At 69.0% G+C, this 22,410-nt stretch carries 22 protein-coding genes; 21 read left to right on the top strand and 1 reads right to left on the bottom strand.

The genetic code is table 11. The features are described 5' to 3' along the window. Window positions 1-367: 367 nt before the first annotated feature. From ACIHIX_RS18215 to ACIHIX_RS18310, 20 genes are all read left to right on the top strand, one after another. The gene (locus ACIHIX_RS18215; protein WP_399956693.1) at window positions 368-1,012 is read left to right on the top strand and encodes an ATP-binding protein; all 645 of its coding nucleotides are present in this window, start codon (window positions 368-370) and stop codon (window positions 1,010-1,012) included. 407 nt (window positions 1,013-1,419) lie between these two features. Then, a complete protein-coding gene (locus tag ACIHIX_RS18220) occupies window positions 1,420-2,244 on the top strand; it encodes a DUF6415 family natural product biosynthesis protein (RefSeq protein WP_399956696.1) in 825 nt (274 codons plus the stop codon). 312 nt (window positions 2,245-2,556) lie between these two features. Further along, on the top strand, window positions 2,557-3,048 hold the full coding sequence (locus ACIHIX_RS18225) for a LuxR C-terminal-related transcriptional regulator (protein WP_399956698.1): 492 nt from the start codon (window positions 2,557-2,559) through the stop codon (window positions 3,046-3,048). Further along, entirely contained in the window at window positions 3,045-4,214 is a 1,170-nt protein-coding gene (locus tag ACIHIX_RS18230) for a methyltransferase (protein WP_399956701.1), read from the top strand. Before ACIHIX_RS18225 ends, ACIHIX_RS18230 begins: the two co-directional genes overlap by 4 nt. Beyond that, the gene (locus tag ACIHIX_RS18235; RefSeq protein WP_399956704.1) at window positions 4,204-5,046 is read left to right on the top strand and encodes an SAM-dependent methyltransferase; all 843 of its coding nucleotides are present in this window, start codon (window positions 4,204-4,206) and stop codon (window positions 5,044-5,046) included. Before ACIHIX_RS18230 ends, ACIHIX_RS18235 begins: the two co-directional genes overlap by 11 nt. Before the next feature lie 460 nt (window positions 5,047-5,506). Continuing rightward, window positions 5,507-5,983 (top strand): hypothetical protein, encoded by a 477-nt coding sequence (locus ACIHIX_RS18240; protein WP_399956706.1) that lies wholly within the window; start codon window positions 5,507-5,509, stop codon window positions 5,981-5,983. 8 nt (window positions 5,984-5,991) lie between these two features. Then, window positions 5,992-6,648 carry a 2'-5' RNA ligase family protein gene (locus tag ACIHIX_RS18245; RefSeq protein WP_399956708.1) on the top strand — a complete coding sequence of 219 codons (657 nt, stop codon included), beginning with the start codon at window positions 5,992-5,994 and terminating at the stop codon, window positions 6,646-6,648. Between the two features lie 104 nt (window positions 6,649-6,752). Further along, window positions 6,753-7,976, top strand: coding sequence for a methyltransferase, FxLD system (gene fxlM, locus ACIHIX_RS18250; protein WP_399956710.1), 1,224 nt, complete (start codon window positions 6,753-6,755; stop codon window positions 7,974-7,976). Between the two features lie 57 nt (window positions 7,977-8,033). Further along, the gene (locus ACIHIX_RS18255; RefSeq protein WP_399956712.1) at window positions 8,034-8,240 is read left to right on the top strand and encodes an FxLD family lanthipeptide; all 207 of its coding nucleotides are present in this window, start codon (window positions 8,034-8,036) and stop codon (window positions 8,238-8,240) included. Window positions 8,241-8,329: 89 nt separating this feature from the next. After that, window positions 8,330-11,383, top strand: a complete 3,054-nt coding sequence (locus ACIHIX_RS18260; protein WP_399956714.1) for a lantibiotic dehydratase — start codon at window positions 8,330-8,332, stop codon at window positions 11,381-11,383. Then, window positions 11,380-12,603 (top strand): lanthionine synthetase C family protein, encoded by a 1,224-nt coding sequence (locus ACIHIX_RS18265; RefSeq protein ID WP_399956716.1) that lies wholly within the window; start codon window positions 11,380-11,382, stop codon window positions 12,601-12,603. Before ACIHIX_RS18260 ends, ACIHIX_RS18265 begins: the two co-directional genes overlap by 4 nt. Next, a complete protein-coding gene (locus ACIHIX_RS18270; RefSeq protein ID WP_399956718.1) occupies window positions 12,585-13,586 on the top strand; it encodes a thiopeptide-type bacteriocin biosynthesis protein in 1,002 nt (333 codons plus the stop codon). Before ACIHIX_RS18265 ends, ACIHIX_RS18270 begins: the two co-directional genes overlap by 19 nt. Continuing rightward, a complete protein-coding gene (locus ACIHIX_RS18275; RefSeq protein ID WP_399956720.1) occupies window positions 13,583-14,758 on the top strand; it encodes a hypothetical protein in 1,176 nt (391 codons plus the stop codon). Before ACIHIX_RS18270 ends, ACIHIX_RS18275 begins: the two co-directional genes overlap by 4 nt. A 383-nt stretch (window positions 14,759-15,141) precedes the next feature. Further along, on the top strand, window positions 15,142-15,336 hold the full coding sequence (locus tag ACIHIX_RS18280; protein ID WP_399956722.1) for a hypothetical protein: 195 nt from the start codon (window positions 15,142-15,144) through the stop codon (window positions 15,334-15,336). A gap of 444 nt (window positions 15,337-15,780) precedes the next feature. Beyond that, complete coding sequence (locus ACIHIX_RS18285; RefSeq protein WP_399956724.1) at window positions 15,781-17,169, top strand: ATP-binding protein; 1,389 nt, start codon at window positions 15,781-15,783, stop codon at window positions 17,167-17,169. 82 nt (window positions 17,170-17,251) lie between these two features. Further along, on the top strand, window positions 17,252-17,755 hold the full coding sequence (locus tag ACIHIX_RS18290) for a roadblock/LC7 domain-containing protein (protein WP_399956727.1): 504 nt from the start codon (window positions 17,252-17,254) through the stop codon (window positions 17,753-17,755). Further along, window positions 17,742-18,146: a DUF742 domain-containing protein gene (locus ACIHIX_RS18295; protein ID WP_399956729.1), complete on the top strand. Its 405-nt coding sequence runs from the start codon at window positions 17,742-17,744 to the stop codon at window positions 18,144-18,146. Before ACIHIX_RS18290 ends, ACIHIX_RS18295 begins: the two co-directional genes overlap by 14 nt. After that, window positions 18,028-18,732: a GTP-binding protein gene (locus ACIHIX_RS18300; protein WP_399956732.1), complete on the top strand. Its 705-nt coding sequence runs from the start codon at window positions 18,028-18,030 to the stop codon at window positions 18,730-18,732. The genes ACIHIX_RS18295 and ACIHIX_RS18300 overlap by 119 nt, the downstream gene beginning before the upstream one ends. Then, window positions 18,729-19,286 carry a GAF domain-containing protein gene (locus ACIHIX_RS18305; RefSeq protein WP_399956735.1) on the top strand — a complete coding sequence of 186 codons (558 nt, stop codon included), beginning with the start codon at window positions 18,729-18,731 and terminating at the stop codon, window positions 19,284-19,286. Before ACIHIX_RS18300 ends, ACIHIX_RS18305 begins: the two co-directional genes overlap by 4 nt. Window positions 19,287-19,353: 67 nt before the next feature. After that, on the top strand, window positions 19,354-20,574 hold the full coding sequence (locus tag ACIHIX_RS18310; RefSeq protein ID WP_399956738.1) for an acyl-CoA dehydrogenase family protein: 1,221 nt from the start codon (window positions 19,354-19,356) through the stop codon (window positions 20,572-20,574). Between the two features lie 99 nt (window positions 20,575-20,673). Here the strand turns inward: ACIHIX_RS18310 and ACIHIX_RS18315 are convergent, their stop codons facing one another. After that, window positions 20,674-21,147, bottom strand: coding sequence for a hypothetical protein (locus ACIHIX_RS18315; protein WP_399956741.1), 474 nt, complete (start codon window positions 21,145-21,147; stop codon window positions 20,674-20,676). 246 nt (window positions 21,148-21,393) lie between these two features. On the opposite strand from ACIHIX_RS18315, the gene ACIHIX_RS18320 reads away from it, so the two are divergent. Further along, on the top strand, window positions 21,394-22,314 hold the full coding sequence (locus tag ACIHIX_RS18320; RefSeq protein WP_399956744.1) for a hypothetical protein: 921 nt from the start codon (window positions 21,394-21,396) through the stop codon (window positions 22,312-22,314). Window positions 22,315-22,410 lie beyond the last annotated feature (96 nt).

The following is a 22,410-nucleotide window of genomic DNA, read 5'->3' on the forward strand; positions in this document are numbered from 1 at the left end:
CGAAGTCCCATGCGACGAGTGCACTTCGCACATCTGGATCAAACCAGACGTGCTCCGGGACTGCAGGCGGGTGCGATTCCATAGGCCGAGACCGGGTGCAAGTGAAGCACAGCGGACCGGTGTTGTAGTTGCTCAGTTGGTTGCCGCATCGGCTGCAACTTCGCTGTGACTGCTCCTGCATCTCGCGCCTCCCCCGCGTGAGCGCATCCTCAACTTCTCCAGGCGGAACCGGGATCACACAAGTGATATCACCCCCGGAATGTGCAGGCGGCACCTTTCGCCGTCAGTCTTGGCAGCCCCCCTGGGGGTGAGCCCTCAGTAGGGCGTGAGTGGAGCAACCGACCAAGGCCCACGACAAGGACTGGCGATGCACTTCACAGCGCAGCAGACCAACACCGCTTCCTCCATGCCGGGCAGCCAGTTACACGTGCTGACCGGCCCTGCGGCGAGGCTGGCAGCGGGCACTCGGAGTGCGCTCGGGCTTGACGTCGTGACCGACTGGCCGGCCCGAATCGAAGCTGAAGGATGCTCCCACCTGCCATCTCGAAGTCGTGACCACGAACTCGAAGGGCACAGGGGGGTCGGCATGAGAATCGGCACTGGGGAACAGATCTCCCCCACCGTTCAGGTGGAGTTCCCTGCGTCGGACCGGCATGCCGCTGACGTCCGGTCGCTGGTCAAGGACCACCTCACGGAGTTGGGCTTGATGGACGCGATCAACGACACGGTCCTGGCCGCCAGTGAAGTCTTCGCCAACGCCGTGAAGCACGGCAGCTCTCATGAGACCGACACCGTCTTGGTGGAGGTCGAGTGCGCGACGGACGTGCTTCGGGTCGCCATCACCGACTCGTCGTGCGCACTGCCGGTCGGCCGAACTGCTGCTGGCTGGGACGTCAGCGGACGCGGCCTGGCACTAGTCGAAGCGGTCAGCGACCGATGGGGCGCAGATCTCGCTCAGGACGGCAGCGGCAAACAGGTGTGGTTCACCCTGGCGCACTCTGCCCCCGCTTGATCCACGGCTGGCGCGCCCCCACTCAACTACACGATCGAGATCACAATGCCCCGTCCGATACCTGCTTCCCCGCCATCTTCCCAGACTGCAGATTTCTCTGGCGAGTTCGACTGGGCGAGCCAGCCTGAACAGCACTGTGCTGTTGAAACGTTCGGCTCTCATTCCGATCCGGCTAGCGGGACGTCCCAGGACGTCCTGGCCGGGTCCTACGGGGCGGTACCGGCGTCTCCGCGGTCCCTGAACGATTCCCGTGTATCCCGCGGCGCTGTGTCTCCCGTGAACGAACCGCCCTTGTCGGCGAGTGGCGGCTCGAAATGCCTCGGCGGCTCCTCTTGGGGGCCGTCGAGGCGACGACCCGATCGCCAACTTCGAACCCGTCCAATGGAGTTGCCCCTATGCCTCGCACCATGACCTCAGCCCCCACGGCCAGCGGTGGGCAAGTGGACGGCGCGTCCTGGCCGGAGGGCGGCTCATTCCAGGAACTGGACCGTGACCTGAGGGCCGTTCTGTCGACCCTGGCCCCCGGACCGTCGCCTCTCGCGGCGCAGGAGACCCTTCACCGCGAAGTGACCAGACTGGTCTTCGCCGAGACTGCCTCCGTCAGCGAAGACCCGGACGAGCGACACGTCCAACTGCTGCTCATGCGCGGCCACTTGATGAGACTGCTCGGAGCAGTCCTTCCCGTCGATGCCAACGAGCCTTCCCTGGAAATTGCTCGACTGGTCGTACGCGTGCGTGCCCTGCTCGACGAAGAGATTCCCGGTGACGCCGTGCGTGCGGCGTTCCTGCATCGGCGGATGTCCGAGGTCGGGCGGGAGCTGCTCGCCGTCCTTCCTACTGTCGCCGCCTCTGACGACGTTGTCGGTGGCTGGGGCAGGGCTGTGTGCGCCGGGTTCGATTCGACGCGTATCCGCGAAGCCATTCGTGCGGCGAAGTCCTGGGAGCAGGCGAGGGTGTACCCACACCCGCACACCCTCGCGGCGGTCACAAAAGCGCTCAGCGGCTACGTCACGACGCTCGTCCCCTATGTCTCGATCCACTTGGAATCGCTCTCCGCCGGGAGTCGAGGGTGGTCCGCATGCGGTGAGGCGATCGAACGCTCGCAGGAGGCCCGCGACGTCGCTCCGGGAGAGGGGCTCAAGGCGGCGAGGGAGCACGCATACCGTCTCGCGGTCCACACCGAGACCCTGCTGCGATACGCCGAACAGGGCTGCGAGCGGGACGGTGAGTGACATGACCGGGTCCTATCGCGCGGCGCATCCTCAGCGGATTCACCGTGCTCCGGCCTCACCACCGAATTCGGGCTCACCCCGCAAAGACGAGCCGCCCCCAGGGCGCGTTCCACGTGGCTGGCAACGGGCTCGCGAGCACCAGGGCGCCGTCCTCCTCGCTACCGCCATCAGCCTGCCCACCGTCTACGTCCTCGCCGAACTCGCCCTGCAGCTCTACGGCGGTTCGTAGCTCACGCCCCAACCAGCCGACCAGCAAAGTGGGCCGGCCCCGATAAGACGACGACTGTGCCAGAACACCGAAGGAGTACGACCATGCCGGCCCCGGACGAGACCATCTCGCCGCCCCTTTCCTCTCAGGAGCGGGAGGCTCTGCTGGGCATCTCTCAGGGAAGGACGACCGCAGAGACGGCCTGCGACATGGGAGTGTCCGACAGTACGGTCAAGACGTACATCCTCCGGATCGGCGGAAAGCTGGGAACTCCCGAGTGGGCGGGCATGGTGGACCTCGCCTACCGTCTCGGGCACTTGGACGTCCCCGGGCCTGTGGACTACGTCGTCGAGCTGCCCAAGGAGCAGCGCACCGTCCTGGCAGGGCTCGCCGGCGGAAAGACCGTCGAGGAGATCGCGGCCGACGAGAAGTGTCCGCTGGACGACGTGCGCAAGGACGCTCGACGCCTGTTGCGGGCGCTGGGCGCCTCCTCGGCCGCGCACGCGGTCGCGCGGGGGTGGCAGTTCCGTCTCCTGGGCCCCGCGACCGGCCATGAAAGCTCCCGAGCCGTCGTCGCCGTGGCAGGACAGTCATGAACGCCCGCGTCGAGGCTGACAGCCTGCGACTGGGCAGTGGCCACGTTCACCAGCACGCGGGGGACGTGTTCACCTGCGATCGGCGACAGGACTTCGTGCCCCACGTGATCCGCACGCACCGAGGTGGCCGCTGGCGCAGGGTGGACCGGAACAAGAACGCCGGCGAGTGGGCGAAGTTCGTCCATCGCTCCGAGATGCTCGTGTTCGACGTCGATGACGGTGGGGAGGGCGGCCCTGGCCTCGTCACGGGCGTGATCCCGTCCAAAGAAGACGTTGCGGCACGCCTAGCCGCGCTCGCTCCAGTGCCGGGAACGGCCGTTGCCGAGATCGGCACGGATTGCGGCTGGACTGCAGCCTTGCTGGACCACCGCCTCCAGGGCGGCCAAGTGGTGACGGTCGCGGACACCGAGCGTCTCGCCGAGATCGCCCGGCAGCGCCTGCACCCCTACCCGAGGGTACGAGTGGTCAGCGGGCCGGACGCCGGGATCTTGGGGCCGGCGGGCGCGTTCCACGGGCTTCTGTCCCATCGTGCGGTACGCCGTGTGCCGTGGGAGTGGGTCACCCGAGTTCGTCCGAGTGGCCGGCTGTGCTTGCCCGTCCGTACCGCTCTGGGCGGATCCAGCACGCGGCTCGTCCTGACCGTGGCGCGGGACGGGGCGTCGGCCAGTGGCCGTTTCCATGCCGGACCGGCTCCGCAGACCGTGTGGCTGCGCGGGCACCGCCCTGGTGAGGGCACCGCCGTCGAGTCGCAGGGCAGCCCGAGGTCGTCGGAAGCCTTGGACGCGAGGGGGGCCCACGTACGGCCGGCGGCCCGGTTGTTCGCCGGCCTCCTTCGCCCTGACCTCCGGATGCAGGTCGTGCGCGGCGTTGCTCAACTCGAAGGCGACGTTGCCGACCGCCTGCGTATCCATGACCACCAGTCGTCTCGGGCAGTGGTCTTCCTTCACTCCCCCCGGATCTACGAGTGGGGGCCGCGCGATCTCGGCTCCGATCTGTTCGACGCGCTCGGTCAGTGGCACGCAGCTGGAGAACCAGAGGTGGAGCAGCTGGGCGTGACGATCACGGAGACCGAACACACTCTGTGGCTCGGTGCACCGGACGGTCCGTCGTGGCGTCTGCCCGAACTCCACACGATCACCGGCGAGGTGGAGCGGCATGCGACCTGACCATCCGATGCTCCTCCACCCCTCCGCTGCGATCACCGAGTTGCAGGCACGGCCGTCGAGCGCCCGGATGCAGAACTACCTGCTCGGCGGGCGAGACCACTACATCGTCGACCGTGACGGGGCCCTTCAGGCGGCCGACCGCATGCCGTTCCTGGAGAGCGCCGTCCGCCACGAGCGCATGTACGTGCTCCTGATGGTGCAGGCCCTGGCCATCGCGGGCATCCGACAGCTGGTCGACTTCGGCTGCGGCCTTCCCCACGGCCCAACGCCGGTGGATGTCCTGACCCGCATTCATCCCGACGCCCGCGCCGTGTGCATCGACAACGACGTGCTGGTGCACACCCACGCCGACGCCATGACAACCGGCAAGCCACCCGCTGTCGTCGAGAGCTTGTGCGCTGACGTACGCGCCCCCGAGTCGATCCTCGCTTCCGGCAAAGTCCTGGCGACGATCAACTGGCGAGAACCAGTCATCCTTCTCCTCGGGAGCGTGCTCCACCACATTGAGGACACCGCGGCACAGCCCCTGACCCTCCTCGTCGACCAGTACAAACACGTCGCCGCCACCGGCAGCGCCCTCGTCATCACGCACGCCACCGCCGACCTCTCGGGCAAACCCGTACGCAGATTCGCCAAGACCATGACGGCGGCTGGCTGCCCCGTCCACCTGCGGACGAAGGAACAGATCACCCGGCTGTTCGACGGCTGGCAACTGACCTCCCCGGGCCTGACCGCACCACAGACCCTGGCCCTCGAATACCCGGTCCTGACCCAGGCAGCCTCGTACGTCGGCACAGCTCGGAAGGAGTCCGCGCATGGCCGCGCTGTGTGATCAGCAGACCGGCGTGATCAAGCCGGTGAGCAGCCAACTCCCCGCCGTGCCCCAGCTAGACTCCACGGCGTCCGGAAACGGGCACCCGGGCGTCGCGGTCACTGACGCTGGACGTCACGTCTGCACCCCGGAGATCCGCATGCCCAACACCCGTGGGTTCCCACGCGTTCCTGTAAACCCCTGCTGGGGACCGTGGACCAGCACCACGCCCTGCTACACGGACGCGAGCCAAGATCGGCCTCGCCCCCCGTCTGGCAGGTCTGCGGTGAACGGGCCGAGAGCCTCGCAGCGGCGCGGGGCCGATAAGCGACAGAGCGAGCTCGTATCCGCCGCACTGCTCGCAGGCTTCGGCGCGCGCCACCGCAGCCACGTCGGACTGCTATGGAGGCCGGACGTCGAACCGGTACCAGGCAGCCTGCGCACGTACGAGGGCGGCAGCGACTTCTGGCACGCCCTGGTCATGGCCGACTTCCATACCGGCGTCCCGGCGCCCACCCGCTGGTGCTCGTACCACGCCGCCCCCTTCCGGCCGAAACGACGGCTGCAGGAGGCCCACAACGTGCACTCGCTGTTCCAGGAGCCCGACGCGGTCGGCGGGGTCCCGGCCAACTGGAAATCGATCAGCGGCGACCGCCACCCAGACGGCTCGTATTGCGGCCCCGGCCCCTACCTGGACCGTGATCACCGCAAGCTGCGCCACCAAGGCATCTTCGACCCCAACGACGCCGATGTGCCGACGCTCACGGACTGGCAGGCCGGGGAGTTCCTGCGGTGCGGGCACTGGGGCGACGCCAAGGGCAAGCCCGATGATTTCGGCCGTCGGCGCATCGACACCCTCCGCGTCACGGAGAACGTCGCCGCCACCACTCGCGCACACACCACCCACTACGGTCCTGGCGCCGAGGCCCTGCATGGGCTGGAGGTGGCAGCAGCATGAGGGCGTTCATGAGTGCCGGCCGACGATGGCGTGCCGAAGGTGCTCCCGCCGAGGACAGCGTCCGCCCGCATGTGCTGTGGCTGCCACCGGCCGAGGTGATCGACTACTTCCGGCAGGTACGAGAAGTCCTCGGCCCGTACGAGGACATCGTGGCCCCGGTCGCCGACGGTGACCTGCACTGGACCATCCAGGGCGCCTTGTCGCACGACTACGCAGACGAGCGCGTCGGTCCCCGGCAACTCAAGGACACTGCCGAAGCTCTTCGCGTCGATCTGGCCGAACAGGAGCCGTTCATGATCGACATCGGCCCGGTCGCGCTCAGCCGCAGCGCCGTCCTCGCCCGCGTCTGGCCCCATGACGCCCCCTCGAACCCGCCGCTGCACCTGAATCTGCGAGTCCGAGCCGGCCTGGCAAACGCCGGCCTGGTCCTGCCCGAGGCCACCGAACCGTACTTCCCCCACATGTCGGCCGCCTACGGGAAGGTCGACACCCACTACCTCAGCCAGATGGACCGGGCAGACGCCCTCGCCTCAGCCCTGCTGCGCCACGCCCGCCATCACATGACCGTGCGCATCAAGTCTGTGTGGCTGGTGATGGAAACCCAGCATCCCGACCTCCACACCTACACCTTCGAACGGATTCAGGAGCTGCCCCTGGGGCGCTGAACAACAGCCGGCGTCCGACAGCCGGTATCCATCGCCGAACGACCCTGCAGTTGGCGTCGCCGCCGGAGGCGAAGGCGCACGAAGCCCCCCGTAAGGAACCCCCTATGACCGATGTGACCGAGACTCCCGACGAGGCCACCCTGCTCCGCAACAAGGTCGTCGACCAGCTCAAGGAGGACGGCACAATCGTGTCGCCCGCGGTCGAGGCCGCCATGCGCAAGGTGCCCCGGCACCTTGCCGTGCCTGAGGCCCCGCTCAGCGACGCGTACAGCACGTACAACGCCGTGATCACGCAGGAGGATGAGCACGGTAACCACACCAGCTCGGTATCGGCTCCGCAGATTCAGGCGATGCAGCTGGAGCAGGCCGGCATCAGCCCGGGCGACAACGTGCTGGAGATCGGCACCAACGGGCCGAACGCCGCCTACCTCGCGGAGCTGGTCGGGCCCACCGGTCAGGTCACCACGGTCGACATCGACCCCGCGCCCGCCGATCGCGCCCGGCGCTTCCTCACCGAGACCGGCTACACGAGCGTCAACGTCGTCGTCGCCGACGCCGAGAGCGGCGTCCCCGAGAACGCCCCCTTCGACGCGATCGTGGTGACGGTCGGCTCCTGGGACATCCCGCCTGCCTGGATCGACCAGCTCAAGGACGACGGCCGACTCGTCGTGCCGCTGCGCGTCAACGGCCTGACCCGCACGTACGAGTTCATCCGGCAGGCTGACCACCTCGTCGCCACCAGCGCCCACGTGTGCGGTTTCGTCGCTGTGCAAGGCGCCGGTAGCCACACGCAGCAGGTCATGCAGCTCCCCGGAGAAGAGGGCGTCACGCTGCGCTTCGACGAGGGCCTGCCCGCCAACCCCTCTCTACTGGACGGCGTCCTGAACAGCGCCCGCGCCGAGACGTGGACCGGGGTGACCGTCGCCAGTCAGGAGCCCATCGGCAGCCTCCAGATGTACCTGTCCACGCAGGTCCCCAAGTTCTCCTTCATGTCTACCAAGCCCGATCAGGCCAGCGGCAAGATCGGCCCCACGGGCAACAGCTGGTCCATGGTCGCCATCGACGGGCCGAACTTCGCCTACACCGTCGTGCGCCGCGACACCGAGAGGAAGACCGCAGAGTACGGCGTCCACGCCTTCGGGCCCGACGCGGCCGAATTCGCCGAGCGAATCGCCGACATCTTCCGCACCTGGAGCGAAAAGGTCCGCGGCGCCGACGGCCCTCACGTCGCCGTCTACCCGGCGGGCACACCCGATGACCGGATCACCGGCGACCGGATCATCGACAAACGGCACAGCCGGATTTCGATCTCCTGGCCGACCGTCTGAACTGCGGCACAGGCCAGGGCGTTCTGCACCATCCCACCGGACAAAGAGAGTGATCACATGACCACTGCCGTACTCGACCACCCCACCGCCCCGACCGAGCTTCCGGCCGACGGACTCGCCGACGACGACTTCGAGCTCGACATCAAGGTCGTCATCTCCGAGAGCCCCTTCACCGTCCTCATGTGCCCCACCAGCGACGGCTGCGGCAACACCTGCGTGAACGGGGCCAGCGCCTGCCAGTCCTCCATCGAGGACGCCGCCTGACAACCCCTTCTCCTCCGTCGGGGCGGCAGCCGATCACCGCTGCTGCCCCGGCACCCCGTCCGCGCACCCCCACCAGGAAAGGGGCACCGGTGGCCCACGCCTCACCCATCGCCTATCAGTGGCAGCCTGGCATGCTGCTGCGCGCCTCCACCGCCGCCCAACCGATTGCGGTGCCGGACCTCGACCTGTACGACAGCACCATCCTCACCCAGGGGCGACAGTGGCTGGCCGAGGTATGGCACGACCCACTGCCCGAGGCCCTGTCCGCAGCCAGCCCCATCCTGTGCCAGCGTGTCACCGACATCCTCAACGGCCGCCTCACCGACGCCCGCCGTATCCGGCGAGCGGTACGGTCTGTGGCGGCCTACCTCCTGCGCTGGAACCACCGGCCCACCCCGTTCGGGGTCTTCGCCGGCGTCGCCCCCGCGCAACCGGCCGCGTCCCCCGGCGTTCAGTGGGGAGACGGGTACCGGACGGTTCTTCGGCCCGATGCCGACTGGCTGACGGACGTCATCACCCGCTTGGAAGCCAGCCCCGAACTCCTGGCCCGGCTGACCGTCGTCGCCAACAACACCGGCCGCACACGCGGCAACCGACACGTAGTCGAGGGGATGCCCACCGACGCGCACACCCCTGGGTACGCACCCGTCGAGCTGTCGGTGCGCCGCACCCGGCCATTGGTCGCTGCGCTGGAGGCGGCCCGCACCCCGATCCCCTACGACCTGCTCGTGCAGCGGCTGGCCGAACAGTTCCCCGACGCGCGCCCCGACCAGCTCACCGGCCTGATCGGCAACCTGCTCGGCAAGCACATCCTGATCAGCAGTCTGTGGCCCCCGATGACGTCTCTCGACACCCTCGCCCACCTCTGCGACGAGTTGGAGAAGGCAGACGCCGCCCACATCCCCGGCCTCACCAAGCTGACCGGCCAACTCGCCACGATCCAGAGCACCTTGGCCCACCCGGACACCGCTACCCCCTGGATACCCGGGGGACGGCTGGCGCAGAGCATGCATCGCGTGAGCGCCACCGGCCGCGTCCCTCTGCTGGTCGACGCCGCCTTGGACTGCACCGTCCGCATCCCCGAAGCCCTGCTTGACGAAGCCGCCGAAGCCGCCGGAGTCATGCACCAGCTGTCACACCATCCGTACGGGTATCCGCAATGGCGCGACTATCACCAGCGCTTCCTCAACCGGTACGGCGCCGGGGCCGCCGTGCCCGTCCTGGACCTGGTCGCCGACAGCGGCCTCGGCCTGCCCGCCGGCTTCCTGGGCTCCGAGCGCGCCCGGCCGCAGTATCACGTCACCGACCGGGACGAGAAGATCCTGCGTCTGCTCCAGGAGACGATCCTCGCCGGGAAGAGTGAGCTGGTCCTCACCCGGGCGACGATCACCGACCTGACCGCCGGCCACACCGAACCGCTGCTGCCCCTGCCCCGGGCAGAGATCGCCGTGGAGATCCACGCCCCGTCCCTGGACGCCGTACGGGACGGCGACTACCGGCTGCTCGTCACCGGAGCTCCCCGCCCCGGCAGCAGCATGCTGGGCAGGTTCACGCACCTGCTCCCGCCCTCCGCTCAGACCGCGCTCACCGACTCGTACGCGATCGCGAGTCCCGGGGCACTCGCCGCCCAGCTGTCCTTCACTCCGCGGCGGCGGCGCAACGAGAACGTCTCCCGCACTCTGCAGGTCCTCCCGCAGATCATCCCCCTCGGCCAGCACCACGAGGCGGGGCCGGGCGTCATCACGCTCGACGATCTCGCCGTGACAGCCGATGACCGCCGCTTCTGCCTGGTCCGCCTATCGACCGGGCAGCATGTCGAGCCGCGCGTCCCGCACGCGCTGGAAGCCTCCGTCCACACCCCGCCGCTCGCCCGATTCCTTGCGGAAATCACCACCGCCCGCAGCGCTGCCTACCGGAAGTTCACCTTCGGCGTCGCCGCCACCCTGCCCTACCTGCCCCGGGTGCGCTACAAGCGGACGATCCTCACCCCGGCCCGCTGGCTGCTGTCCGACCAGGACCTGCCCGGCCGCTCCGCCCCGATGTCGGACTGGGACACGGCGCTTGACCGGTGGCGCGAACGGCTCCGTGTCCCCGCACGCCTCGCCCTGGTCGAGGACGGCCAGCAGCTGCCCCTCGACCTCGACCAGCACATTCACCGCGCCCTGCTGCGCGCCGGCGTGGACCGCAACCGCACCGTCGAACTCCGCGAAAGCACCACCCCGCAGGACTGGGCCTGGATCGGCCGCCCCCACGAGCTCCTGATCCCACTGGCGAACTCCACCCCCGACGCCCACACACCGCTCCTGACCCAAGTCCCCTCCGGCCCTCACGCAATGCCCCGTCAGTCCGCCGTCGTGTGCGCCCGGCTGTTCGCGCACCCCCAGCGCTACGACGAGATCCTGACCGGCCATCTGCCCACGCTGCTCGGCCGGTTCGCTACCCCGCCGCCGTGGTGGTTCAGGCGCCACCGCGACCACGGTCGCCCGGATGGAGACCAGTACCTGGAGCTGTACCTGTACGTCGGCGATCCAGCCGATTTCGGCCCCACCGCTCAGCAGGTCACCGCCTGGGCCGAAGACCTCTGCCGACAACACCTGTCCTCTCGCCTGGAGTTGACCACCCACGCACCGCAGACCGGCCTGTACGGGCACGGCCCCGCGCTGGAGGCGGCTCAGCGGGTGTTCGCTATGGACTCTGCCGCAGCCGTGGCGCAGATCCGCGCCGCTGCCGGGGACGCCGCTACTGGGCAGGCCCTGACCGCGGCAAGCATGTTCGACCTGACGGTGCACTTCACCGGCGACACGAATGAAGCGGCCGACTGGCTACCCCACGCCCTGCCTCAGGAACGCGGCCCGATATCCCGGGAGCGCGGCGCCCTGGCCCTGGCGCTGGCCGATCCCGGGCACAACGCCCTGAACGCTCTTCCAGGCGGGCCCGAAATCGTCGCCGCCTGGGAGCAGCGGGCCGCCGCTCTGACCGCCTACCGGCAGCAAATAGCCAATCGGCCCGCCGCCGACAGGGTTCTGCGGGTACTGCTCGACGAGCACTGCCGCCGGGCGCTGCCCGCCGACCCCGAGCACGAACGCGCCACCGGCCGACTCGCCCGGGCCTGCGCCCTGCGACACCGGGAGCGGCAGCCGTGACCACCACAACCAGTCCCGCCCTGCTGGCGGACGGCTTCGCCCGCCACCTGGCCACGCCCGCCCCGCCACCCGAAGACCAGCCCTGGGTGGCGCAGGACCTAGCCGCCGGCGCCGCAGGATCCGCGCTCCTGCACATCGAGCGCGCCCGTACCGGAGACGGCACCTGGCAGCAGGCACACCCGTGGATCAAGAACGCCGTCGCCACCACCGTCAGCGCCGGCGACACAAGCGGCCTCTACCTGGGGGCGCCCGCTGCCGGATTCATGCTCGACTGCGCCGTCACCGCCGAGGCACCCCGGTACAAGGACGCGCTGGCAACTCTGGACCACCACGTGGCTCAACTCGCCCACCGCAGATGCGACGCGGCGCGGACTCGCATGCAAGACGGGCGACCGGCCAACTTCCACGAGTACGACCTCTTCTACGGGTTGACCGGCATCGGCGCGTACCTGCTGCGCCGGTCCCCGTCCGGCACCGCGATGGCACGCGTCCTCGCCTACCTCGTACAGCTCACCCGCCCTATCCACCACGGTGCCCAGGGCGTGCTGCCCGGCTGGTGGGTCGCGCACCAGCCCGACCTCACCCCATCCACCGTCCCCGCCGGCCACGCCAACTTTGGCGCCGCCCACGGCATCACCGGCCCGCTGCTGCTCCTTTCCCGCGCGCTGCGCCACGACGTGAAGGTCGACGGACAAGAAGACGCCATCGACACCATCCTTGACTGGCTCGATACGTGGCGGCAGGACGGCCCCGCCGGATTCTGGTGGCCCGAGCACCTCCGCCTCGGTGAACTCCGCGCCGGCCGTCCCGACCAGCGCGGCCCGGCACGACCCAGCTGGTGCTACGGCACCCCCGGCATCGCCCGCGCCGGACAGCTCGCCGCCCTCACCCGCCGCGACCCGGCTCGCCAGCGCCTGTACGAGGACACCCTGGTCCGTTGTCTGACCGATCCCGACCAGCTGTCCAAGATCACCGACGCCGGCCTGTGCCACGGCTGGGCGGGCGTCTACCAGACCGCCTTCCGCGCCGCCCACGACGCCGCCGCCCCCGCTCTGCGCGCCGCCCTGCCCGACCTAGCCGCCGCACTGACCCGGCACGCCCGTCCGGGCGGCGACCCCAGCCTCCTGCAAGGCGACGCGGGCACCGCCCTCGCCCTGACCACTGCAGCCCACGACGCTGCACCGACCTCGGGATGGGACGCATGCCTACTGATCGACTAAACCGCCCCTCCAACCTGGAAGCGACCCTGCACGCCGTGCTGGACGTGCTGGCCGGCACCGACACGGACACCGCAGCAGCCCGCGCCGGACTCAAGCCCACCGACCTGGACGACGCCGTCGCCCTCTACCAGCAGGCCGGACAACAGGCCCTCGCCCAGCAGGCGGGACCCCAGGCATGGCATCAGCTGTACATCCAGTTCACCGACTGGGCCAGGGCCGAACAGACCGCCGCCGACCACCTCGCCCCCATCCTGAACCTGGCTCAACAGGACGGCCTGATCACCGGGTGGTGGTTCATCCGTAAGCACCCGTGCTGGCGGATGCGACTGCTCCCGGCCTACGGGACGCAGCTCCCCCTCGCCCTGCCGAACATGCTCGACGAACTCACGGCCGCCGGGCCAGTCCACCGCTGGTGGACCGGCATCTACGAGTCCGAGACCGCGGCGTTCGGCGGCGACACCAGCATGAACATCGCCCATGCCCTGTTCCACGCCGACAGCCACGCCATCCTCACCACACCGCATGGCGAGCTGGGCCGCCGGGAGTTGTCGCTGCTGTTGTGCGCCACCCTGATGCGCGGCGCCGGACTGGAGTGGTACGAGCAAGGAGACGTGTGGCACCGCGTCGGCCGGGAACGTCCTCTTCCCTCAGATGTACCGGCCGCCAAAGTCCACGCCATGGCCGACAGCCTCCGACAACTGCTCATCGCAGACACCAGCCCCTCTGGCCCCATGCTCCAGTCGGACCGCACCCTCAAGTCCGCCGCCGACTGGGTGAGCGCGTTTCGGCAGGCCGGAAGAGACCTCGGCGCAGCCGCCCGGGACGGAGCCCTCGACCGCGGCCTGCGCGAGGTCATCTCCTACCACGTGATCTTCCACTGGAACCGGCTCGGCCTGCCCACTCGCACCCAGAGCGTGCTCGCTCACGCGGCACATACCGCGATCCTGCATCCCTCCGACCTCGTGGAAAGGCCCATGTCGTGACCGCGCCGCCGCAGCACCCGCAGGCACGGCTCCGTCGGCTCTCCAGGCGATTCCCGCTGGTCAGCCGATCCCACCTCGTCTACCCCAGCTTCGCCGCCCGGCTCGACGAAGTCCGCTCCTGCGCAAAGAAGTCGGCGCAGGACGGACCGCTCCGCGACCGGATCAACCTCGCATGCGCCACCTGGAACCTGTCCGCACTGATCGCCTCCGACTGCGGGCTGACCGACCTGGCGACAGACCTCTGCCTGCGTCAGCTCCGTCTCTTCCAGGCCGCATGGCCCGTCACCGGGGACACGGCCATCGCCAGCCTCCAGCCCATCGTCAACCTCATACGGCTGACCGCCCGAACGGGCAACCCGCAGGCCGCCTTTCAGCAACTCATGAGCGTGCACCGCGCCGCCCGCGACGGCGGCAGCGTGACCGTCCACGAACAGGCCATCGACCTCACCGGCTTCACCACCGACGCCGCCCTGGACCACATCCAGCCCTGGCTCCACGACCTCCTGCTCGACGACGGCACCCGGCTCCTGGTCGCCGCCGGCCAATGGCATGAGGCGGCCGAACACGCGACCGCCTACGACGAGCATCCCGAGCGACTGTACGGAAGCAGGCAAGCCCGCATCGTGGCGAACCTGCACACGGACGCCCTGGACACGGCCACCTCCCTGATCGACAAGGCCACGATCACGGAGCCGTGGGAGGAAGCCGTCGCACAGGTCCTCCGCCACTACGCCGATCGCCTTGCCGGCCGCGCTACAGCAAAAGGGTTCGCCGCTACGGCACTCGCCGTGCAGGAGGTCCTGGAGTCGACCCCGCCCCACCTGCGTATGTTCCGGGTGCGGCTGGCCCTGGCGGCGATGGACCTGGCGCCGGAAGGCTGTGAAATCCTCGCGCGCCCCATGTGCGACGTGATCGTCAGCGACACCGCACTGGCGCGCGACGCGTACGCAGCACGCGAAATCCTCCGCCACCCCGTTGCACCGGCCAACGAGCGCTCACGCCACGAGCTGGAGGCAATCGTCCACGACGGCGGCCTCGGCCGGGGCGCCCTGCCGGAATCCGTGCTGTCCACGATGATGCGGGCTGTCAGCACGGCTGAGGCGAGCCTCACTCAGTGCCTCACCGAGGAGGGAGGGGTATCGCCACATGCAAGACAGCCAGGCGTCCCCTGAGGCGCAGAGAAGCGGAATTTCCCGATCTGGGCGCCAACGCCCGTGTGCACCATGCATTTTTCACAGAGTTCTGACCTGAGAACATGCATTACTTCCCTGGTCTACCTGTAAAATCAACGAAGGCCGGAAACGGTCACCCGCGGGCGTCACGGACATGACGCGAGACGACAAGTCTGCGCCCCCGGAGGACATCATGCCCGCCCTGTTTCCCGCCTTAGCCGGTATGACGGCCCGCCTCGGCCGCGCCCGCGCCAATGCGGTCGCCAGGCCGCCCTTCAGGCACGCTGACACTTCAAGTCCCGCTACCACTCAGGTCATTGCGGCCGACGCCATTGGCAACGCGAGTCGCCCCGGATGCATTCACCCTGCAGAAACCCAATTCCGTGAGCATTACTGTCTCTCTGGTTATTTTGCTGGCCGTCGTGGTGTGGCTGCTGATCCGCAAAGGCGGTCTCACGGCCGGCCACGCAGTAGCGGCCATACTCCTCGGGTTCTACCTCCACGACAGCTCGTTCGCCCCGTCCATCAGCCGCGCTGTACAGAATGCGGCCGAGATGATCAGCGAGATCCGCCTATAGACCGGCCGTCGGGGCACTCATGCGGGCCCGGACCATATGCCGCTTCCCCCGTCGGCTGTGGCCTGGTGCCCGCGTTCCGGCGGCCATTCCTGCCCAACTCCCCGCGTGCGATCGATGGTTCCCGCGCGCCGCGCCGTGCTGCTCACCCGATCTTTGCCAGCCGTTCCCTCTCTCCTGTCAGGACCAGGTCCCACGAGGTCACCAATGTCTGATCTGTCATGCTCGCGCCCAAATGGCCACCGTCGCAGTCAGCGACGGCGCGCGCGTGGCGTTGCGCCCCTCGCCACGGAGAAGGGGTTGAGGCTTCGTCTGCGGCTGATGGCGCTTGGGCCCCTTCTCTCAGCCGTGGTGGTGTGCTCGGCCTGGACGGCGCACGCTCACGGAGGCGTTCCGGCAGCCTGGTTGGTTCCGGCAGCCGTGCTGGGCTGCGGTGGAGCGATCGTCGTGATCGATCGCTGGGGCATGAGGATGGCGACTGAGCTGGAGCGGCAGCGCAGCACGTACCACGACAGAGTGCACAGTTGGCTTCAGCGGTACATGGCCCTCGCCGAGGAAGGCCACAAGAGCATCACCGTGTTGCTCGAGCAGCTCGATCGTGGCGAGCCGCCCTCCTCCCCCGATCTCGGGCCGGCCAAGGCCGCCCAGGTGCCGGACGATCCGTGGCACGAGCTGGAGGCTGCGCTGATCGGGGCACACGAAGCGGCCTGGGTGGCCTTGGTGGGCCGGAAGCAGGGCGAGCTGGCATCGACGCTTGTCTATCTTGCGGGCGGCTTGCAGAACCTGGTCGTGCGTGCCCTGAGCGTTGTCACGGAACGCACGGAGAAGGTGTCGGATCCCGACGAGCTGCACACCCTGTTCGATCTGGCCAATCTGCTCCGGCGCATCCGCCGGTCCGGGAGCCGTCTGGCGGTACTGGGCGGCGCGCAGTCGCGGACGGTCACCCGCGCGGTTCCGGTGCTCGATGTGTTGCGCGGGGCGGCCGGAGAGATCGAGAGATATGCGCGCGTGCGTATCCCGCTGCCGGGCGTGACGTGGCAGGTTCCTGGCGTCGCCGGTCCCGACGTGATCCACATTCTGTCCGAGCTCACCGAGAACGCGACGGCGTGCTCGGCGCCGGAGACGAAGGTGTTCATGCGGGTGCAGCCGGTGGCCGCGGGGCTGGCCGTGGAGATCGAGGACCGGGGCTGGGGTCTGACCGACGCGGTGTTGCACGAGTCCAACCGCTTGCTGGCCGACCCGCAGGCGTCGGACCTCGCCGAGCGGTTGCGGCAGCGTCGGGTCGGGCTGCTGGTGGTTGCCCGACTCGCCCGCCGGTACAACATCCGAGTCCAGCTCAGCAGGAACATCACCGGTGGTACGACCGCGCTCGTCGTCATACCGCACAACCTGCTGGAGCAGCCGGAAGACAAGAAGCTGCCCCACAGTGCGGGACCTGAGCGTAGGGCTGCCGGCGTCCCGGGGCCGTCCGCCCGCGCCGCTGTCCATCGCAGCCCCGTGCCGCAAGCCGTGAGCGGTCCGCGGCCGAGGGGCGGGGCGACGGGGAGCCCCACTCCGGCGGGGTCAGGGCGGGCCCCGATCCCGGCTGCCCGCAGGCCCGCAGCTGTTCTCGGCACTTCGCCTGACGCGCGGCCCGTTCTTCCGAGACGTCCCACGCAGCAGCCGTCACGTCACGGCGGCGGGGCCGACGAGACAGCCGCGGCACCGCCTGCCCCGCCTCAGGCGGACTTCGTTTCCAACATCACCGGCGCGACCCGACAGGCGGAGGAGGACTGGCAGATCGACGTGCCGTCTCCGCACGCTCCAGGAGCGCCGAACGGGCCGGCGGGCCAGTGACCCGCTGCCTCGATTCCTTACGCACCGCGCCCGGTATTCCGGGGGCACCGACCGTACCCAGTACGGAGATTCGGAGATTTCGATGGCTGATGGGACGCACACGGGTCGGCAAGGCCAGGCCCTGGGCTGGCTGTTCGAGCCCCTGATCACTCTGCCCCATGTGGTCGGGGTCGTCCTGGCATCGCAGGACGGCCTGATGATGGCCTACGCGGGCCTGGACGACGACCAGAAGACTGCAGAGACCAAGGCCGACCGGGTTGCCGCGGTGATCTCCGGGATGCACGGCGTGGCCCACGGTGTGGCCGAACTCGACGGCAGCACAGGGCGGGATCTGGAGCAGGTCCTGTTGAAGCACAGGACCTTCTCCTTGATCGTGATGCGTGCCGGGCGCGGCGTGCCGGCGGAGGTGTCGCTGAGCCCGGACAGCGACCCTTCCCGCGTCGAGGCTGTGCTGGGGGTCTGGATCACGTCGGAGGCGGACGAGGGCTCGGTCGCCTACGAAATGGTGCAGACCATCCGGCGGTTGGGGGAACGCCTGAGTACCCCGGCCCGTGGCAGCGGAGCCTTTGCCGGTGCCGGCCAGTGAGATGACGGATTTCAACGGTCCGGCGTGGACCAGTGAGGACGCTGAGGTTCCCGGTCTGTACGTCCTGACCGGCGGCCAGAGCGTCCCCACTCATCGGCTGGAGGTTCAGACGATGCTGGTGGCCGAGGACGTCGGGTCGGTCATCACGCTCGGGCCGGAGACCCAGCGCGCCATCGAGGTGTGTCGAGGGCAGCCGACCTCGGTGGCCGAGATCGCCGCCCTGATCGAGATCCCTCTTCAGATCACCAAAGTCATCCTGTCTCAGCTCATCGATGCCGGTGCGCTTACACGTGTGGTGTCGGGCTCCAGTGCCCCGGCCGCCACCTCAGTCATGGAGGCCGTCCTTGAGGGACTCCGTAATCTCCCCGTCGAGCCTGCCGCCGCACGCTAGCGCGGCTCCCGCTACGTTGAAGATCGTCGTGGCTGGAGGGTTCGGCGTCGGCAAGACAACGTTCATCGGAGCCATCTCGGAGATCGCACCGTTGCGCACCGAGGCGCTGATGACGACGGCGTCCGAGGGCGTCGACGACGTATCCCTCCTGTCCGGCAAGACGGGCACCACCGTGGCCATGGACTTCGGTCGCCGTACGTTCGTCTCGCCGGCCCACGTGGTCCTGATGCTGTTCGGCACTCCCGGTCAGGACCGCTTCTTCTTCATGTGGGACGAGCTGAGCCGGGGAGCCACCGCCGCGGTCGTTCTCGCCGACACTCGCAGGCTCCAGGACTGCTGGCCTGCGGTCGACTACTTCGAGACACGCGCCACGCCCTTCATGGTCGCGGTCAACGAATTCGACGGGGCCCACCGCTACGCCCCGGAAGAGGTCCGGGACGCCCTCGAACTCCCCGACGAGATTCCGGTGTTGCTCTGCGACGCCCGCCATACCCCTTCCGTGGTCAGCGTGCTGCGCCACGTCATCAAATACGCACTCGCCGGCACGCACGCTCACCGGAACCAACTCCAAGGAGCCCCGCTGTGAACAACGCACCCGGTCTCACGGCCGGTCAGCCCTCATCTCTGCTCGATCAGGGCCACGTTCAGGACTGGCAGGCACAGTTGCCGGACCGTTTCGACCCGGCCTCCCCACCCATGGGCGCCTTCGACGCCTTCGCCAGGATGCTGGCGGATGCGGCGGGTGCCCCGTACGGCATCGTCAACTGGTTCGGTCCACATGAGCAGGTGTTCGTGGGCGTGGCCAACCCGACCGGAAGCGACCTGCCCCTGCTGGGCCGCAGCATGCCCTACACCCACGGCTTCTGCCCGCACGTCGCCACGCTGAGGCAGCCCTTCGTCCTGCACGACACCCTCGCCTACGCCGACTTCGCCTCCAACCCGGTCATCGATGAGTTCGGTGTCCGTTGGTACGCCGGCGCCCCCCTCATCGACCAGCACACCAACCAGGTGCGGGGCACGATCTGCCTCATCGGCCCGGAACCTCATGATCGCTCCACCTCCCGGCAGCACTGGCAACTCATGGGCCAGTACGGGGGCCTCCTCATGGACGACCTCGCCCTGCGGACCTCACCGCACTAGCAGCACCCGCGCGCCCGGCCGCACCACCCGCGACCACCACCCCGAGGGGGAGACAACGATGCCCACGATGTCGTCCACGACTGCAGACCTCACACCCGACTACGACGCTCTGGTCCAGGACTTCGACGAGTTCGCCGCTGAGGAAGTCGCCCCCCGAGTCCAGCACATGGAGTCCTCCCCGCACACCGTTGAACACGAGCTGCCCCGGCTCATGGCGGAACGGGGCTGGTTCGGCGTCACGATCCCCCGCCAGTACGGCGGCATGCACGCCGGCCACCTTGCCAAGACCCTCATGATCCAGAGCACGGCGCGCGCTTCCGGCGCGGCCGGAGCTCTCTTGCAGGCCAGCCAGCTGCCCGTATCGATGATCATCCACTTCGGCAGCGACGAGCAGAAAGCCCTGCTGCTGCCCCAGATCGCCTCCGGAGACACGCTGTTGTCGATCGCGGTAACCGAGGACAAAGCAGGCAGCCATGTCCTCGGCATGGAGACCACCGCCCGCCGCGACGGCAGCGACTGGATCATCGACGGCAGCAAGGTCCACATCGGCAACAGCCACATCGCGGACGTCCACTGCGTCGTGGCCCGCACCGCCCCCGCCGACGAGGCCGGCTCCCGCTCCCTGACCGCCTTCCTCGTCGAAAAGGACCGCAAGGGCCTGACCGTCGAACGCCACCGACCCGCCCTCGGCCTGCACGGCTTCAGCTTCGGCCAGCTCACCTTCGACGGCGTGCGAATACCCGAGGCCAACGTGATCGGCGAAGTAGGCGACGGCAAGGACATCGCCTACAGCAGCAGCATCCTCTACGGCCGCCCCAACCTCGCCGCGGTGGCTCTCGGTATCCACGAAGCGACCCTGGCGTGCACGACGACCTTCCTCAGCGAGCGCGAGCGCTACGGCGGCACCCTGTCAGATCTTCCCGTCCTCCGTGTCCCGGTCGCCGATATGAAGTCCCGGCTGATGGCTGCGCGCGCCCTCGCCCACCAGGCCACCGTCATGCTGGACCAGGGTCAGTCGTGCGATGCCGAACTCATCAACTCCAAGCTCCTGAACGACGAATGGGCGGTCGCATCCGGTCAAGCTGCCATGCGTCTGCACGGCGCCCACGCCCTGCGCGGTGACTATCCGCTGCAGCGGTTGTGGCGGGATCTCCAGCATATGAACGCGCCCGCCGGGACCGGTGAGGTCCAGCGGCAGCGTCTGGCCGAAACCGAATTCGGCCCCCCGCCCGTGCAGTGGTCCGAGCGGCTCGCGGCGAAGACCTCGCTCTTCCGCCCGGCCCAGTAGCGCCGTTCCGTCCGCGCCTGCGCCGCGGGCGGGCCGGCTTCCCTCACCGCACGTGCCTTCTTTCCGTACCGAGAGTGCCCGACAGCGAACCTCATGACTCTAATCTGCGAAAACGTCAACACCCCGTCTGCTGATGCGACCGAAGCCACGACCGAAGCACCGCCCGTCGGCGCCGCGCCGGTTCTCCTGGAAGAGGCGGATCTGACGATCCTGCGTCTGATCGCGGCCGGGCGGCGCCGCGCCGACATCGCTGCGGACACCTTCAGCACTGTGCCGAAGACCGACGCGAGTACGCGACAGCTGCGTCGCGTACTCGATGCGAACAACAGGGTCCATCTCGCCGCCCTCGGCGCTGTGTACGGTCTGGTCACCCGCGACCACCTCCCCAGCCTGCCAGGCAGCCGTCCCCACGTGGACGAGGACGACCAGGACGTCCTCGATCTCGTAGCGGCCGGGGTGAGCGAGTCCCGTATCGCAGCCCGCTTCCACTGCGGCGTCCACTCTGTGCACAAGGCGATCGCGCGGCTCGCCTTCGCGTTCGGCGCCGACAATCGGTGCCAGCTCGCCGCTCACGCCGTGCTGGTGGAGGCAGTGACCTGCCACGCCGTCTCGCCGCGCTTTCCCCGCCAGCCGCTGTCCGAGCTTCCTCCGTTCCACGTCACTTGGACGGGCACAGACGCACTGCTCCATGGAGCACCTCCGCAGCCGTTGACGGACTCCGCGCTCCAGAGCCCCGGCATCGATGCCGAGACCGTCCCGGTATCCGCCCCGGTCGGGTCAGGCCACAGCAGGACACCACATGCCCGAGCACGAGGAGACATGGCCCCGATCCCTGCGGAGTTGGCCACCTGGGTCACCAACCATGTCGGACGTCATCCGACGTGGTCGCTGCCCAACGACGGTTCCGGAGCCCGTTCTTGGCGCATGTCCTCGCCAGAGGGGATCATCGAGCTACGAGTTCCCCGAACTCACGGCGACCTCCAGCGCGAGGTCTCCGCGCACCGGCATGCCGTCGGCCGACTGGGCGCCGGGCGAGCGCCACGCCTCGTCGGCTTCGATGCCAGACTGCGGGCGCTGCTGACACGGGAGCCACGTGGCGAGCGGGTGGACCACGCCCCGGACAGGGGTCTTCACCTGAGGGAATCCGTGCACGAGCAGGCCGGGCAGATGCTGCGCGTCCTGCACGAGAGCACGGTCGGGACCCGCGACCGGCAGACCCAGGCTGCCGAGACCACCCTGCGCTACGTCGACTACATCGACCGTGTACTGGACCGGATCCAGGTCCCCGAAATGGCCGGGCACCGTGAGGGCATCCGGCGCCGGCTGATGCCCCTGCGGGAGGCCCTGCCACAACTGCCCGGAGCCTTCTGCCACGGATCCTTCGGATTCGGCGTCTGGCGGTGGCAGCCTGCGACGCAGTCCCTGGCCCTGACCGGGTTCGCCCGCTCGCAGATGATGGCCGCTGTCGTCGACTTCGCCCGGCCGTCGGTGCTGTGGAGCGCCTGGCCCGCTCTGCAGGACGCCTTCGCCCGAGGATATGGCCGTCCCCTGGACGAGCTGGAGCGCGGGCTGCTGGGCGACTTCGCCATCCTTGCCGCCGTCGAGGACCTGTGGCACGCGACCTCGCGGGCTGAGCCAGCTACGGACGCGGATCTCGTGGATGTCCTACGTGCCCTTTCGGTTCTGCTGCCGGGGCCCAGGGCTGCTCCGGTCGACAGCACGCAGGCTCCGCCGGGATGAAGAACTTGCCCTGTGCCACCGTCCTCGCCGGGTCCTTCCAGTGCGGGAGCGCCGCTGGTGACGTCCACGTCCCGCCCGGAAGCGCGCGCGAGGGCT

Origin of the sequence: Streptomyces sp. NPDC051913 (assembly GCF_044593635.1) — a bacterium.
Classification (GTDB): domain Bacteria; phylum Actinomycetota; class Actinomycetes; order Streptomycetales; family Streptomycetaceae; genus Streptomyces.